Annotated in this window: 14 protein-coding genes and 1 pseudogene; 5 read left to right on the top strand and 10 right to left on the bottom strand. The window is 56.0% G+C overall.

Features of this window, described 5'->3' with window-relative positions; translation table 11 throughout:
- Positions 1-609: 609 nt before the first annotated feature.
- Positions 610-1818 (bottom strand): annotated as a pseudogene (locus LRS40_RS02355) (IS3 family transposase).
- A gap of 150 nt (positions 1819-1968) precedes the next feature.
- Here LRS40_RS02355 and LRS40_RS02350 point away from each other — a divergent pair.
- From LRS40_RS02350 to LRS40_RS24670, 3 genes are all read left to right on the top strand, one after another.
- Positions 1969-2619, top strand: a complete 651-nt coding sequence (locus LRS40_RS02350) for a restriction endonuclease (RefSeq protein ID WP_231313009.1) — start codon at positions 1969-1971, stop codon at positions 2617-2619.
- A gap of 28 nt (positions 2620-2647) precedes the next feature.
- A protein-coding gene (locus tag LRS40_RS02345; RefSeq protein WP_223216367.1) for an IS1 family transposase occupies positions 2648-3345 on the top strand; the annotation gives its coding sequence in 2 pieces (ribosomal slippage) (positions 2648-2897 and positions 2897-3345; 699 coding nt in all).
- A gap of 17 nt (positions 3346-3362) precedes the next feature.
- Positions 3363-3611, top strand: a complete 249-nt coding sequence (locus tag LRS40_RS24670) for a VOC family protein (protein WP_370649953.1) — start codon at positions 3363-3365, stop codon at positions 3609-3611.
- Positions 3612-3628: 17 nt separating this feature from the next.
- Here LRS40_RS24670 and LRS40_RS02335 read toward each other — a convergent pair whose 3' ends face one another.
- From LRS40_RS02335 to LRS40_RS02305, 7 genes are all read right to left on the bottom strand, one after another.
- Positions 3629-4192: an NTP transferase domain-containing protein gene (locus LRS40_RS02335; protein WP_231313008.1), complete on the bottom strand. Its 564-nt coding sequence runs from the start codon at positions 4190-4192 to the stop codon at positions 3629-3631.
- Positions 4192-5127 carry an XdhC family protein gene (locus tag LRS40_RS02330; protein ID WP_231313007.1) on the bottom strand — a complete coding sequence of 312 codons (936 nt, stop codon included), beginning with the start codon at positions 5125-5127 and terminating at the stop codon, positions 4192-4194. Before LRS40_RS02330 ends, LRS40_RS02335 begins: the two co-directional genes overlap by 1 nt.
- A 9-nt stretch (positions 5128-5136) precedes the next feature.
- Positions 5137-7335 carry an aldehyde oxidoreductase molybdenum-binding subunit PaoC gene (gene paoC, locus LRS40_RS02325; RefSeq protein ID WP_231313006.1) on the bottom strand — a complete coding sequence of 733 codons (2199 nt, stop codon included), beginning with the start codon at positions 7333-7335 and terminating at the stop codon, positions 5137-5139.
- Entirely contained in the window at positions 7332-8288 is a 957-nt protein-coding gene (locus LRS40_RS02320; protein WP_231313005.1) for a xanthine dehydrogenase family protein subunit M, read from the bottom strand. Before LRS40_RS02320 ends, paoC begins: the two co-directional genes overlap by 4 nt.
- Positions 8285-8959 carry an aldehyde dehydrogenase iron-sulfur subunit PaoA gene (gene paoA / locus LRS40_RS02315; RefSeq protein WP_231313004.1) on the bottom strand — a complete coding sequence of 225 codons (675 nt, stop codon included), beginning with the start codon at positions 8957-8959 and terminating at the stop codon, positions 8285-8287. Before paoA ends, LRS40_RS02320 begins: the two co-directional genes overlap by 4 nt.
- Positions 8960-9122: 163 nt before the next feature.
- On the bottom strand, positions 9123-10328 hold the full coding sequence (locus LRS40_RS02310; RefSeq protein WP_231313003.1) for a glycoside hydrolase family 88 protein: 1206 nt from the start codon (positions 10326-10328) through the stop codon (positions 9123-9125).
- A gap of 14 nt (positions 10329-10342) precedes the next feature.
- Positions 10343-11623 carry an oligosaccharide MFS transporter gene (locus LRS40_RS02305; RefSeq protein WP_231313858.1) on the bottom strand — a complete coding sequence of 427 codons (1281 nt, stop codon included), beginning with the start codon at positions 11621-11623 and terminating at the stop codon, positions 10343-10345.
- Positions 11624-11828: 205 nt separating this feature from the next.
- On the opposite strand from LRS40_RS02305, the gene LRS40_RS02300 reads away from it, so the two are divergent.
- Positions 11829-12689, top strand: coding sequence for an AraC family transcriptional regulator (locus tag LRS40_RS02300; RefSeq protein ID WP_156263046.1), 861 nt, complete (start codon positions 11829-11831; stop codon positions 12687-12689).
- A gap of 156 nt (positions 12690-12845) precedes the next feature.
- Entirely contained in the window at positions 12846-13112 is a 267-nt protein-coding gene (locus LRS40_RS02295; protein WP_156263047.1) for a type II toxin-antitoxin system HicB family antitoxin, read from the top strand.
- A gap of 37 nt (positions 13113-13149) precedes the next feature.
- Here LRS40_RS02295 and LRS40_RS02290 read toward each other — a convergent pair whose 3' ends face one another.
- Together LRS40_RS02290 and LRS40_RS02285 are read right to left on the bottom strand one after the other, a co-directional pair.
- Positions 13150-14094 carry a bifunctional helix-turn-helix transcriptional regulator/GNAT family N-acetyltransferase gene (locus tag LRS40_RS02290; protein WP_231313002.1) on the bottom strand — a complete coding sequence of 315 codons (945 nt, stop codon included), beginning with the start codon at positions 14092-14094 and terminating at the stop codon, positions 13150-13152.
- Between the two features lie 60 nt (positions 14095-14154).
- Positions 14155-14487, bottom strand: coding sequence for a DUF1294 domain-containing protein (locus tag LRS40_RS02285; protein WP_142488365.1), 333 nt, complete (start codon positions 14485-14487; stop codon positions 14155-14157).
- Position 14488: the final 1 nt, after the last annotated feature.

Below are 14488 nucleotides of genomic sequence, written 5' to 3'. Positions count from 1 at the left end.
AGGTTCTGCCGTTAATGAGGTATGTTCAGTTGAATGATATATATCTGTATATTTTTACAATGCGGATAGGCCATTTTGTGCCAAATATAGTCATTCACACCCTGAGAGCTGGATTCGTGAGCCGTTCTCACCAGCCTTATTTGCCTGGAAGGAGAGGGTGAAAGGTCAGGCGCGTCGCCCGGGCCCTCACAGGTTTGAACCTGAATACGCTCCAACGTATTGATTTAACATTGGGCAACTGCGAATCCCGCAAGGATCTGCCAGCCACGCGCCTGAAATTTCTGAAACTAACGCTTAAGTACATCGCCCTCTGATTCAGCAGGCCGCAGCAAGTGTATTTTTGAATCCGGATCTCATCCATTCGGGATAGCCCTGCCAGGCATCAAAACATGGCATGCGGTAAATACCTGTTACTGATGGCGATGAAATTCTTAGCATCTCAGGTTTTGTGCCCGACTCAGTTGGGAGTAAAGTGTCTTAAAATGATACAAAAAATATTGACTACCTTGTCTGAGGGATGGTGAATGGACGCCTGTATTCGTATTTACAGCGATGAAGACGATGTTCGGGAGTGATCTTGACCCGCCATCTCCGGACAGCTTTTGTATCTTAAGTTAACGATGTCCGCTGCCGCCGATATTCCCTCGGGGAGTGATATCCCAGCGCGCTGTGCGGGTGGTTTTCATTGTAATGTGTGAACGCTGCTGCAAGGTTTCGCAGGGCTGTTCTCACATCTGGTTTTGCCATGAACGCGATATAGTCTTCCTTCATCGTCTTCACGAACCGTTCGGCCATGCCATTGCTCTGCGGGCTGCTCACCGCTGTTGTACACGGCTCCAGATTCAGCTCTCTGGCGAACCTCCGCGTTTCATGCGCGGTATATGCTGAACCGTTATCCGTCAGCCATTGAACCGGTGTGGTCGGCAGCCCGTCGCCGAAGCGCTTTTTCCACCGACCTCAGCATCACATCCTGCACCGTCGAACTGTCGTAGCCTCCTGTGCTCGCTGCCCAGTCTATGGCTTCTCTGTCGCAGCAGTCCAGCGCGAACGTGACCCGCAGCTTCTCACCGTTGTCGCAGCCGAACTCGAAGCCATCTGAACACCAGCGCATATCGCTTTCTGCCACCGCGATTTTGCCCTTATGTTCACGCTTCGACCGCTCTGGTTTGTCATGCAGTAACAGCAGATTATGCTCGCTCATAAGCCGGTAAAGCCGTTTGGCGTTCACGGGGGGCAGTCCCTCTGTACGACGTTGCGTACGCAGGATGCCCCACACACGGCGATAGCCGTAACTGGGCATATCGCTGATGATATCGAGGATCTCTGACAGTATTTCAGCGTCTGCTTCGTCATCACGCCGGTTACAGCGCCTGTCCTGCCAGTCGGCAGAACGGTTAATTCGCAGTGACAGCTGCGCACGCGACACGCCCATGGTGCGGCTGACCAGGGCTATTCCCCGTCCTTTGGCAACAAGGGCGCGTGCGCTATCCATTTTCGCGACTGAGCGTACTCCACGGCTTCTTTCAGGATCTCAACTTCCATCGTCTTCTTGCCCAGCAGGCGCTGAAGCTCCCGGACCTGCTTCAGAGCAGCAGTAAGCTCAGAAGCTGGAACAACTTCTTCTCCGGCCGCAACGGCGGTGAGGCTGCCTTCCTGATATTGCTTCTTCCACTTAAACAGCAGGCTGGGCTGGATGCCATGCAGGCGGGCGACATGGGAGACATTCATGCCCGGCTCCATCGTCTGCTGGATAATGGCGATCTTCTCCTGAGGAGTTTTACGTTTACGGACTTCTTGTCCTAACAGGATCCCGGTCATCTCAAAATTGGCGTTAGTGTTAGACATATATTCAAGCCTATCTCTTATCTGGAGATACAGCTACTGTCTGGTGTTTCAGGGGGCTACATCAGGGAGAGAGCGCTGGCTCAGGACAACGCTCGGGATATTTATGCTCATGACTGCGGACAGTTGCCTTTTGGCACGCTTGACCCCAGAGCATTCGAATTAATCGTCCGGGATTTATTTGATGAGAAAAAGGTTGAGGCGACCTGGGACTGGTATGACACGGCCTTTCGGATAAACGATGGATCTGATAACGGCATCGACGTTCAACTGATGAAAGACCGAGTGATTGTGGGCATCGTGCAATGTAAACGGTACAGTTCGAAAGCGTTTACCATGCCAGAAGTTCGCGATGAGTGGATAAAAATCTGCCTTCGCAGTCTGCTGATAAGAGATTTGCTTCCTCCTGACGGTCTGCCATTTCGCTATATTCTCGTAGTTTCTGATAACGTTAATGGCGAAACACAGCAGTATTTCCAGCAAAACCCTACTGCGCTGGCCGATTTTATCGGCCGAAAAACGGATTACCTCAAAGCACTGGTTGCCGTCCGGGACAAATATGCGTTGCTCAGAAAATCCCCGCTACTTAAGGAAAAAACTGGACAGGCATTATATGACATGGTGCATCCGCAGTTTGAGCGACTGAATATTGAGCTTTACACCCGTGAATCGCTCTCGCCACTTGTGCGTGCGTCCGACAACCTCATGGGCATCTATTTTCGCCGTGAAGTGTATTTTTCTCAAAAGAGCGGTAATGGTGCCAACTTACTGATTTAGTGTACGATGGTGTTTTTGAGGTGCTCCCGTGGCTTCCATCTCCATCAGTTGTCCCTCCTGCTCAGCTACTGAAGGCGTGGTGCGTAACGGTAAAAGTACTGCCGGACATCAGCGCTATCTCTGCTCTCACTGCCGTAAAACATGGCAGCTACAGTTCACTTACACCGCCTCTCAGCCCGGTACACACCAGAAAATCATTGATATGGCCATGAATGGTGTTGGATGCCGGGCAACCGCCCGCATTATGGGCGTTGGCCTCAACACGATTTTACGTCACTTAAAAAACTCAGGCCGCAGTCGGTAACCTCGCGCATACAGCCGGGCAGTGATGTGATTGTCTGCGCTGAAATGGACGAACAGTGGGGCTACGTCGGTGCTAAATCACGTCAGCGCTGGCTGTTTTACGCGTATGACAGGATACGGAGGACGGTTGTGGCGCACGTCTTCGGTGAACGCACTCTGGCCACACTGGAGCGTCTTCTGAGCCTGCTGTCGGCCTTTGAGGTCGTGGTATGGATGACGGATGGCTGGCCGCTGTATGAATCCCGCCTGAAGGGAAAGCTGCACGTAATCAGCAAGCGTTACACTCAGCGAATTGAGCGGCATAACCTGAATCTGAGACAACATCTGGCAAGGCTGGGACGGAAGTCACTGTCGTTCTCAAAATCGGTGGAGCTGCATGACAAGGTCATCGGGCATTATCTGAACATAAAACACTATCAGTAAGTTGGAGTCATTACCCGCTGACGATAACGCTCTGGAAAACACAAACCGATGAGCCCGTTAAATTCGATCGTAAAACGAATATAGGGCTCCATCACTTAGCTTTACGGGTCGAAAATAAGGGGGAACTGTTCCAGCTTCTTGATGTATTAAAGGCAAATCAGATTGAAGTTGAATTTGAGCCAACCTTTATCAGAGAGGGGCCGTCAATGCATATGATGTGTTACGAACCCAGCGGGATAAGAATTGAATTTTATTACCCTGGATAAGGGTAATTAAAACAGTCTCAGTCTGGAACACTGGAAATTACGTATCGTATTTCCTGCGCTGTCCGCAAATCTGCTAGCGTATCAATATCATACGTAATTCCAATATCAGATAGCCAGACATCCCCCACATCCCCCCGCCGTCGCGCATCCATCACTATCTCCTTTGCCCCCACATCGCCCTTTAGCGCCAGCAACGCCTCGCCGTATTCCCGCCGAAACCCCACCGGGTGCCCCGCCTGTTGCTGATAGTAAGGCACGACACCCCCTTTTTCCCTAAGCCCTTCAGCAACCCTCAGCAAAGAGGCTGGCTGAATCAGCGGCAGGTCCGCAGGCAGAATCAACCACCCCGACGCCTCAGAAGTCGCCTGGACCCCAAGCGAAATCGACTCGCCCATGCCACCCGTGCCGCCCTCGGGCCTGACAAGATGCCAGGGCATGTGCGCGGCTTCCACCGCCTGAATCACATGCGCCAGCACGGTTTGACCGCCCAACAGCGCATCCAGCTTATGGCTTTCGCCTCCCGAGGCCAGAAAGCGTTCGCCGTGTCCGGCGGCGAGAATAATCACGACCGGCGAGGGCATTAACGGTCGTCCTGGCGCAGGCGCGCGGCAGCCACGTCTGCCAGAACGGACAGGGCGAGGGTGCGCGCATCCCGGGCTTTCGGGAAAATGCCGATCGGGGCCTTAATGCGATCTATCTCTTCCTCCCGCCAGCCCAGCTCGCTGAGCTTTTGCCGTCGCTGACTGTGGGTTCGCTGGCTGCCCAGGGCGCCGATGTAAAATGGATTAGCGTCGCGGGCGGCCTGCAGGACGGGCAACTCCCGGTGAAGATCGTGCCACAGCAGGATCACCGCCGTGTCGGCATCAATGTGCGAAGCATGATTCCCGAAGCAGGGGTCGAAATGACAAATGTCATACCCTGCCGTCGCCGCGAGTTCCGCCGTCGCCTGCGCTTCGATAGACCCGCCGTGGATCAACACCCGCACGCAAGGATGGAAACCAATTTCGATATTCTGGTTATGCCAGCCGGTGAGGGTTGGCGCGGGTAGGCAGGTGAGCGTCCGGGTCTGCGGGCTGTAGCGCAACCCGGCGGGCTGGCGCTGCTCGAGGCAGTTCAGCACCGCCAGCAGCGGCTGCGCGGAACGCAGCTTATGAATGGACAGCGTGATCCCACCTCCGCAGGGGAGGACAATATCGAAATACGGCGAGCCCTGACCATAACGCACCTCGCGATCCTCTCCTGTCGCGATGACCTCCAGCGCCTCAAAGGCCGCCGCCGCTTCGACGCATCCCCCGGAGACAAAGCCACAGTACTGGCCGTCCTCGCGCACCACCATCTGCGCCCCCAGGGATCGCGCCGCGCCGCCGCGTATCTCGGTCAGCATCACCAGCGCCGCCTCTTTACCGGACATCAGGGACTCTACCGCGAAGCGCAATATCTCCCGGCTGTCGTCAGTCAGAAACGCCCGTTCCGGCGTCCGGCGCAGATCGTCCGCCAGATTAAAAAGTTGGGGCATTGTTCCTCCTTAAACCGCATCCGGCAGGTCGGCGATCAGTTTATCCAGGGTGATGGGATAATCCCGGACTCGCACCCCCGTCGCGTTATACACCGCATTGGCAATGGCCGCACCCACGCCGCACAGGCCCAGCTCGCCCACACCTTTGGCCTTCATCGGGGAGGAGACAGGGTCGGTGTCATCCAGGAAAATCACCTTCTGCTCGGGAATATCGGCATGGACCGGGACTTCATATCCCGCCATGTCGTGGTTGACGAAATAGCCCAGGCGGGTATCCACCGCCAGCTCTTCCATCAGCGCCGCGCCCAGCCCCATGGTCATCGCGCCTATCACCTGGCTGCGGGCGGTTTTCGGGTTCAGGATGCGTCCGGCCGCGCACACCGCGAGCATGCGACGCACCCGCACCTCTCCGGTCGCACTGTCCACGCCCACCTCGATGAAATGTCCGGCAAAGGTCGACTGCTGATACTGCTTATCGAGATCGCCGAACTCGATACCGTCTTCGGCGGTCAGCGTGCCGTGGACGGCGGCCTCAGCAATGTTCGCGCTGCGGGTATCAGTCGTTATCTTGCCGTCGCTGAACTGCGCCTGGTCTGGATCGAAACCCAGCTTTGTGGCAATGGCTTCGCGTAGCTTGACGCAGGCGGCATAGACCCCCGAGGTGGAGGTGTTCGCGCCCCACTGGCCGCCAGAACCGGCGGAGACCGGGAAGCTGGAATCACCGAGGTGAACCGTCACCTTTTCCAACGGCACGCCCAGCATCTCCGCCGCCGTCTGGGCGATGATGGTATAGCTCCCGGTGCCGATATCGGTCATGTCGGTTTCTACCGTCAGGTTTCCGGCGGCGTCCAGATGCACCCGGGCGGCGGATTTATCTAACAGGTTATTACGAAAACCGGCCGCCATGCCGATGCCCACCAGCCAGCGCCCGTCGCGAACCTGCCCGGGCGTCGCGTTGCGCTGTTTCCAGCCGAACTCCTCGGCACCGGTACGCAGGCACTCGATAAGCTGACGACGTGAAAAAGGCCGGCTGGGATCGGCCGGATCGACCTGAGTGTCATTGAGGATGCGGAATTCAACCGGATCGACGCCCGCTTTTTCCGCCATTTCGTCGATGGCGATCTCCAGCGCCATCATACCCGGCGCTTCGCCGGGCGCGCGCATGGCGTTGCCTTCAGGAAGATCCAGCTTTGCCAGCCGCAGGCCGGTATGGCGATTCGCGCCAGCGTAGAGCAGCTCCGTCTGCTGAACCGCCGTCTCCGGCGTGCCGCCGGGAAGATTACCGGACCAGCTGTCATGCGCGATGGCGGTAATTTTCCCGGCGCTGTCAGTCCCGATACGGATATGTTGAATGGTGGCCGGACGGTGGGTGGTGTTATTGGGGATCGTCGGTCGCGACAGCATCACTTTAACCGGGCGCTTGATGGCCCGGGCAGCCAGCGCGGCCAGCAGGGCATCGCTTCGCAGGAACAGCTTGCCGCCAAAGCCGCCGCCGATATAGGGGGAGATAACACGCACATTCTCCTGCGGGATCTTCAGGGTCTCCGCCAGGTCGGTGCGGCACCAGGCCACCATCTGGTTGGAGGTCCAGAGGGTCACCTTGTCGCCCTCCCAGGCGGCCATCGAGGCGTGCGGCTCCATCGCCATATGGCTCTGATCGGGGGTGGTGTAAGTGGCATCCAGCTTCACCGCGGCGGCGGAAAAGGCGGATTCAAAATCCCCGGTATTTTTATCGGGCGTATCCTCGGGAGGCTGTTTGACGGCGGGTTTTTCCTCCGCCAGCGAGTAAGATCCCTTTTCACGCCGGTAGCTAACCTGCACCAGCGACGCCGCCGCCCGGGCCTGCTCAAAGGTCTCTGCCACCACCAGCGCAACGGCTTGATGGTAGTGCTCTATCTTCGGGCCACCCAACAGCGTGGCCGCGTTTCTTTCGCCTTTACCGAGCTCGCCCGCGTTACTGGCGGTGATTACCGTTAACACGCCTGGCGCATTTTTCGCAGCATGAGTGTCGATAGTCGTTATCTCGCCTTTGGCGATCGCGGAGCCGACGACATAGCCATAGGCCGCGTTGGGCGCCTTATCATGCCACTCGTAGGCGTAGTGCGCCGTGCCGGTGGTTTTTAATGAACCATCAATACGATCCCGGGGCTGACCGACCACCCTCAGCTGATCGATCGGGTTTTCACCTGCTGGTTTATCGAATTTCATACCACAGCCCTCGCTTCTGTCAGCACGGAGGCAAGCGTTCGCTTCGCCAGGGTTAATTTGAACGCGTTTTCAGGCGTCGGGTGAGCGTCGGCAAACAGCGCGTCATAGACGGCCTGTGCGCCCTGGGGGATCAGCGCATCGGCCTGCTCAACCCGCCAGGGTTTATGGGCCACGCCGCCCAGGGCGACGCGTCCACTGCCGTCCGGCTGGACAATCGCGGCGACCGAGACCAACGCAAAGGCGTAGGAGGCGCGATCGCGGACTTTACGGTAGATGTGCTGCCCGCCTACGGGCGGCGGCAGGGTGACGGCGGTGATCAGCTCTCCCGGCGTCAGAACGGTTTCAATATGGGGCGTTTTCCCGGGGGCGCGATAAAAGTCGGCCAGCGGGATGTTGCGCGCCTTGCCGTCGGCGGAAATGGTTTCCACTACCGCATCCAGCAGGCGCATTGCGACAGGCATGTCGCCCGGATGCGTGGCAATGCAGGCTTCGCTGCCGCCCACCACCGCGTGCTGGCGGCTAAAGCCCTCAAGCGCCGCGCAGCCGCTGCCGGGAAGGCGTTTGTTGCAGGGCTGGTTGGTGTCGTAAAAATAGGGGCAGCGCGTACGTTGCAGGAGATTACCTGCCGTGGTGGCCTGGTTGCGTAACTGCCCGGAAGCGCCCGCAAGTAGCGCCCGGGAAAGGACGGCATAGTCACGGCGCACGCGTTCATCGGCGGCCAGATCGGTGTTACGCACCAGGGCACCAATGCGCAGACCCCCTTCGTCAGTCGCGACAATGTCGTCGAGGCCAAGGCCGTTCACGTCGATCAGATGGGTAGGGGTTTCGATCTCCAGCTTCATCAGATCGAGCAGATTGGTGCCCCCGGCGATAAATTTTGCGCCGCTTTTAGCCTGGGCGCTGGCAGCGGCCTCGGCCGGGGTTTTTACCTTCTCGTATGTAAAGGCCTTCATGATTTGAGCTCCCCCGCGGCGTCTTCGATGGCGTCCAGAATGTTGGCGTACGCGCCGCAGCGACAGATGTTGCCGCTCATGCGTTCGCGAATTTCATCCGCATTCATTTGTGGAGGGGAGACCAGATCGAGCGTGACGTGGCTGGGAATACCCGCCTCGATCTCTTTCAGTACCGCGACAGAAGAGCAGATCTGCCCTGATGTGCAGTACCCGCACTGGAAACCATCATGTTTGATAAATGCCGCCTGCATGGGATGCAGATTGTCAGGCGTGCCCAGCCCTTCGATGGTGGTGATGTCGGCATCCTGATGCATGACAGCCAGCGTCAGACAGGCGTTAATCCGGCGGCCATCCACCAGGACGGTACAGGCCCCGCACTGTCCGTGGTCGCAGCCTTTTTTGGTGCCGGTCAGCTGCAAATTCTCGCGCAGCGCATCCAACAGGGTGGTGCGCGTATCGACCTCAAGTTGCTGACTTTTGCCGTTCACGCGCAGCGTCAGGGGCAAGATCTCGGGCGGTGGCGTGACCGCGGGCTCGCCCTCGGCCAGTGCGCCACAAGGGTAAACTGCCGCGGTTGCCGCCGCTGCAGCACTGACTTTTATCAGATCCCGTCGGGAGAGGCTGAAATCGTGTTTCTGTCCGTCTTCAGGATATTCGCCTTGGTTGCTCATGCCAGGCCTCCGGTATTTAAAGGGGGATAAAAAGAAAGAGGGCGCGACTGTGTCGTCTGTTTTTTAAACGTTAAGCATAGACGGCGATGCGGGCGGGATTATTCTTAAATCGTGAATGCCATGCACCAGACTATTGTTTATAGGGCGCATGGCTGGTGCGTTGTTACCAGTATCTCCCCCAAACCTGTCGCACTCGAGTCAATAGCTCAAGATAGTAATAATCTCCCCAGCTACAGCACTCATCCACGCCGATCCCCGCCGGCATGTGGTAAACCGAATGCTTAAGCAGCCCCTCGCACGGATCCTCTTCATCAGCCAGATAGTTATCCGTCAGCGACTGAATAATTCGCAGCGCCATCTCTTCATAATGAGCCCGGTGTTCGTCCAGCACCGGTAAGACGTTAACCAGCTCAAGCAGACCGCAGGCGGCGATGGCCGCCGCAGAGCTGTCGCGTGGCGCATCGGTGCCCAGCAGCGCCAGATCCCAGTGGCAGACATCATCCTCCGGCAGGCGGTTGATAAAATAGTGCGCCAGGCTGCGGGTGAGGGGGACCAGTTGCTTATCGCCCGTGTAGAGGTAGCTGAGCATAAAGCCATAGATGGCCCATGCCTGGCCTCGGGACCAGCACGAGGTATCGCTGTATCCCTGATGCGTATCACCAGAACGCGGTTCACCGGTTACTACATCCATATAGAAGGTGTGGAAGGTGGAGGCATCCGGGCGCACGATGTATTTTGCTGCCTGCCGGGCATGTGCCGCCGCGGCCTCGGCATAACGCGCATCGCCGGTCTGTTCGCTGGCCCAGTACAGAAGCGGCAGGTTCATATTGCAGTCGATGATCATCCGCCCCTGCTGTGCCGGGTCGTTCAGATCGCCCCATGCCTGGATGATTTTAGCCACCGGGTGATAGCGCTCCATCAGAATGTCCGCTGCCAGCAGGGCAGTCTGACGGGCCGTCTCATTCCCCGTTAAGCGCCAGGCGTTAACACAGGAGAGCGAATAGAGAAACCCCAGATCGTGGGTTGCCGTTTCAATGCGCTGCTCAAGTCGTTCGGCAAAGGAGGGCAAATAGCGCTCCGCCGCCTGGCGGTATTTCTCCTCGCCGGTCAACTCCCAGGCCAGCCACAGCTGACCGGTCCAGAAGCTGGTGGTCCATTGGGTATTGGCAGAAGGGGTCCATTTTCCCCCTTCACAGGCTTCATTGGGGAATTTATCCCCCATCGTCACGATCGTTTTGTCCAGTCTGCGCGTGATGCGCGCTATCGCATCATCCACCTTGCGGCGCAGCAGCAGGCGATCAACCTGATGCAGTTCAATTGGGCGCAGTGACTCGGTCACAACTTTTGCAGTGACTGCAGAACGGGTCATAGTTTGTCCTCAGATTAGTGTTTTACCGGCCCCACCGGAGAAGGTTTCAGTTCAGGGGAAAAGGTGTCGGTCACGCCGCGTGCAGACTTGCACGGCGAGAGGGTAAAGGCGGAGATAAGGGTAAACAGCAGGGCGCAGCCGCCCATCATCAGGTAAGTTTGCTCGAAGCCAATTTTCTCATACAGATAGCCCGCAGGCGGCGCTACCACCACCGAGCCCACGTAGACCATGGCCTGATAACCAAGCAGATACATGGTGGCATTGACTTTCTTATGGAAATGCTCGGCGATGTATTTGAAAACTGAAATCAGCAGCAGGGCGATTTCCACGCCATACAGCGGCTTGATAATGGAGATCATCAGGGGATCCGAGGTAAGGCCGGAGGCTATGAGGCGTATCCCCACCACCAGGCCGCACAGCAACAGCCCTTTTTTAGCACCAAAATGATTCACCACCGCCGGGATAAACATCATCATGACAAATTCGATACCTGCCTGCAGGGTGCCCAGATAGCCGTACCAGGCATTGCCTTGCTGTTTGGTATCGAAAAAGGAGACGAAATAGCGCGGGAACTGCTGTTCGGCGACAAACATCATCCAGGCCACGCCGGCCACGTACAGACTGAACATCCAGAACTTCTGATTTTTCAGCAGGGCAATGACATCGGTAAACACGATGCGGTTGTCGGCAATCACGTTGTTATTGCGCAGCTGCTCATCGCCTATTTTAAGGCTCATGAGCACAAGCAGCATCAGGACCGAGGTACCGCTGCTGACAAGAAAGTTAGCCAGCGGGGTGATATTAAACAGCACGCCGGATACCGATGCTGCCAGCGCCCAGCCCAGCGAGCCCCACATACGGATCCGGCCAAACTCCAGGCCATACAGACGACTAAAGCGATCGGCATAGGATTCCGCGGCCGCGACGCCGGCATACCAGCCAAGGCTCAGCCAGAAAGCGCCTACCACGATGCCGATTGTGGTGTGGGTTAACAGCAGAGGCTGGTAAACCGTCACAAAAAACGGTGCCATCAGGGCCGAGATGGCGCAGACAAAATAGAGCAACCATTTGCTCATGCCTATTTTGTCCATGATGTAGCCATATACCGGTTTAAGGATCACCGCAAAGGCACCGTTAATCGCAAATACGCTGCCTATAGTTATGCTGTCTAATCCCACTTTCTGGCTCAGCCATAAGGCATATAAACCAAAGCTGGAGGACCAGGTAAAAAAATAGAGAAAAATAAAACCACTCATTTTAATTTGTGCGGTACGAACGGATGAGGACAGAGCCATCATTATTTCTCCTGATTACTCATACAGATTTTATTGCGTGTGGCAGGCACACGATGAGCGAATCCTGGTGGATCTTCGTCATTTCTCCGAGTGAGCAGCCTCACAAAAATAATCCGTTATTTAAATAATGTTGGATTTAATCCCGTTCACAGCAATATTTTATAAATCATGGCATAAAAACTTAAATCTGTTGCGCTGGGTGAAAATGCACGAACAACAATTAATGGAGCGCATCGCGCTGAATGATGACGCCATGGCCCTCTACCGCCCGCGCGGCTCCAGCGCTCTGTATTATCACTGGCACCAGTGTGTTGAATTTCTGTATGTGTCAGAAGGATATGGCATTGTGGTGGTCGATAATCGCCATTACACCGCGCGGCCCGGGCGACTGTTTATCTTTCCCCCTTTCCGGCTGCACAAGGTGCATGTTGAGGCCAGCGAAAGCAATCGCTACTACCGCACGACCATGCATATAGAGCAGTCTTCGGTGATTGCCGCGCTGCGGGATTTTCCTCGCCATCAGGCGCAATTTACGGCCCTGGCGGCCAGCAATGTTCCCGCGCAGGCGTACGATCTCAGCGAGCGCGCAGAGATGATGGCCTGTATCCTCGATCGGTTTTGCGAACGCGACAGCAGCAGCCAGTCACAGGCCAGTGAGGTAGCGTTTCTGGTGATGCAGATAATGGCCTTTCTTCCCGAACAGCCGCAGGCACCACTGCCGCAGCAGCACACCGTGGCGGCGCAGATCATGCAATGGGTGGAGAACCATTATCAGGAGAAGTTTTCTCTGGATGACCTTGCCAGCGCCATCGGCCTGTCACGCAGTTACACATCACGCATCTTCCGTCAGCAAACCGGCGGCAGCATCCACGAATACTTACTCACCCGCCGTATCAAAAAAAGCTGTGATTTGCTTCGCATGTCGTCAATGAGCATCAATGCGATCGCCGAAGAGGTTGGGTTCACCGAGATGACCTATTTTATTACCTGCTTTAAGAAGCGGATCGGGCAGACGCCCCTACAGTATCGCAAACAGCATCTTGCACCGGATGTGCGTCAGGTATAATCGTCCATCCTTTGGCCTGCATGGCCATATGCGCTGACAATGCGTAAAGATAGCCGGCCACCTTCAAAAATTTTTTTAACTTCAAAACAGCTTTTTAATTTGATTTCTGAGGCGTAATATCCACAACAATTAAGTTGATTAGGATGATTCTCAAGGATGAGCCGTTCAAATACTCTTTTTATCGACGGACACAAAGCTCACGTGACCTACGATCCCGTGATTGATATGTTTCGTGGTGTCTTTCTGCATACCAAAAGTGAAGCCCGTTTTATGGCGAGCGATGTAAAAGAACTGAAAGTCGCCGCCCGGGATGCGCTGGATAGCTATCTGTTCACCTGTCATACCTCTGGGGTAAAACCGTTCCATCAGCGATCGCTGATGACGTTGCTCAGGTTACAGCGTTTCAAAGCTATTATGCATTGATCTGTTCTGACGGCGGATGCCTCCCGCCGTCATTCACTCATCTGCGCGTAAACTGCTGCTCGGTAATAGAGCTACCCCACTGATCGCCTTGCCACTCTTTCGCTAATTCAAAGCCGAATGACTCATACAAGCGCCGTGCCGCCGCCAGCTTATTAAAGGTCCACAGCTGAACCGCAGAGAACTGCTTCTCATCGCAAAATTTCATCGCTTCGGCAATCAGCTTTCGGCCCACGCCGCCGCCGCGACAGCCATCGTCAAGGATGAACCAGCGCAGATGCGCCTCATTGTTTCCCAGATCTTCGCCATCAATAGCGACAGATCCGACGATGCGCCCGTTGAGCATTGCCAGCCAGATCTGATTGTCCGTGTTATCCAGACGCCCTGAAAATTCCGCCAGGCCCGCGGCGACTTTACTCTCAAAGAAGCTGCCGAAATTGTGTTCGCGAGCATAAAAGCTGCCGTGCATTTCCGTTATGCGGCCAATCATGCCCGGGTGATAGCCAGAGACAATTTCGATGGCGCTTCTGGTGTTCAGGTCGGCATCATCGCGGCAGGCTTTCAGGGCGCTGGCATAGACGCCAAGACCCTCGGAAACGATGCGCTGCTGGCTGGCGTCCATTTTTTGCAGGGCTGAAATGACGCGTTCATTGCCGTAGGCATTAATCTTCCGTACCGTTTGTTTGCCCTGTGGGCTAAGGCTCAGCTGCTTGAACCGTGCATCTTCCGTGGAGGGAGTTTCTTCCAGCTCGCCGGCCTTAATCAGTTTGGCGAGCATCCGGCTGACGCTGGATTTCTCAAGCCCCAGAACCTGCACTATCTGGGCTGCCGTCATTGAGCCCCGGGCCTCCATTTCCAGCAGGGTATGCACCACTGAAGGGGAGTAGTCCGTTGCCGCCAGCGTCTGGTTCATAAAGCCGAGCTCCCGCACCATCAGGCGCGACGAGATACGGATGTCTTCAACAATCGATGATTCAGCCATCATTAACCTTAACCTGTAAAATATAGTTGTACTATACAACCATGTTTCACAAGTGGCTGTCAATTAAGGCCAGAACCGCCACGCTGCCAGCAGCACCGCGACGTTAAGTATCACGCTGAGCATAAACCGGGTCTTAAACGGCTGTTTCTGGGTTTTATGGCGAAACAGCTGCTGGCCGAGTATCGCCCCCGGCCAGCCACCTACCACGCCAAATATCAGCAACGTGGCTTCAGGCACCCGGCGCCAGGCCTTACGGGCCGCCATTTTATCCGCGCCATAGATAACGAACGTCAGCACGCTGGCAAGTACAAACCAAATTGGCAAAGGGTGTGGCAGCGATGCACTGCCCGCAGCGGCGAGGGCCAGAAGAAAGTAACAGAGGTAATTAAGATTCATA

The organism is Leclercia sp. G3L (genome assembly GCF_021117075.1).
Lineage (GTDB): Bacteria > Pseudomonadota > Gammaproteobacteria > Enterobacterales > Enterobacteriaceae > Enterobacter > Enterobacter adecarboxylatus_C.
The sequence above is the reverse complement of the archived record's forward strand: the minus strand, read 5'-3'. Positions and strand labels throughout refer to the sequence as shown.

Bases quoted from the DNA above. Each gene is read 5' to 3' on its own strand.
- LRS40_RS02335 (WP_231313008.1), bottom strand. From the start codon at position 4,192: ATGCCCTCGCCGGTCGTGATTATTCTCGCCGCCGGACACGGCGAACGC.
- LRS40_RS02330 (WP_231313007.1), bottom strand. From the start codon at position 5,127: ATGCCCCAACTTTTTAATCTGGCGGACGATCTGCGCCGGACGCCGGAA.
- paoC (WP_231313006.1), bottom strand. From the start codon at position 7,335: ATGAAATTCGATAAACCAGCAGGTGAAAACCCGATCGATCAGCTGAGG.
- LRS40_RS02320 (WP_231313005.1), bottom strand. From the start codon at position 8,288: ATGAAGGCCTTTACATACGAGAAGGTAAAAACCCCGGCCGAGGCCGCT.
- paoA (WP_231313004.1), bottom strand. From the start codon at position 8,959: ATGAGCAACCAAGGCGAATATCCTGAAGACGGACAGAAACACGATTTC.
- LRS40_RS02310 (WP_231313003.1), bottom strand. From the start codon at position 10,328: ATGACCCGTTCTGCAGTCACTGCAAAAGTTGTGACCGAGTCACTGCGC.
- LRS40_RS02305 (WP_231313858.1), bottom strand. From the start codon at position 11,623: ATGGCTCTGTCCTCATCCGTTCGTACCGCACAAATTAAAATGAGTGGT.
- LRS40_RS02300 (WP_156263046.1), top strand. From the start codon at position 11,829: ATGCACGAACAACAATTAATGGAGCGCATCGCGCTGAATGATGACGCC.
- LRS40_RS02295 (WP_156263047.1), top strand. From the start codon at position 12,846: ATGAGCCGTTCAAATACTCTTTTTATCGACGGACACAAAGCTCACGTG.
- LRS40_RS02290 (WP_231313002.1), bottom strand. From the start codon at position 14,094: ATGATGGCTGAATCATCGATTGTTGAAGACATCCGTATCTCGTCGCGC.
- LRS40_RS02285 (WP_142488365.1), bottom strand. From the start codon at position 14,487: ATGAATCTTAATTACCTCTGTTACTTTCTTCTGGCCCTCGCCGCTGCG.